A 406-nucleotide genomic window follows, 5' to 3' on the forward strand; every position below is an offset into this window, starting at 1 on the left:
TTTGCAGCCGAGGCGTGTGCTAGAAGCGGCGTCGGAAAAATCATCCTCGTCGATAAAGACGATGTCGATATCACCAATATTAACCGTCAATTGGTCGCCAATCTTTCTACGGTCGGCCAGTCTAAAGTCGAAGTGATGAAAAAGCGCATTCTGGATGTCAATGCGGAGTGTGAAGTGGTGACGCTCCATATGTTTTACACGGAAGACACTTATGAAGAGTTTTTCAGCCATAAGCCTGATTACGTCATCGATGCTTCAGATACATTAATTTACAAAGTACATTTGATCAAAGAATGCTATAGCCGCCGTATTCCAATTATCTCAAGTATGGGCGCAGCCAATAAAACGGACCCAACCCGTTTCCAGATTGCGGACATTTCGAAGACCCATACCGATCCGTTAGCGA

Annotated in this window: 1 protein-coding gene; it reads left to right on the forward strand. The window is 45.1% G+C overall.

The features are described 5' to 3' along the window. The coding region (locus tag BHE18_RS21865; protein ID WP_141771969.1) for a tRNA threonylcarbamoyladenosine dehydratase at positions 1 to 406 on the forward strand (406 nt) is incomplete at both ends.

It is taken from the genome of Rossellomorea aquimaris (assembly GCF_001877785.1).
Taxonomy (GTDB): Bacteria; Bacillota; Bacilli; order Bacillales; family Bacillaceae_B; genus Rossellomorea; species Rossellomorea aquimaris_A.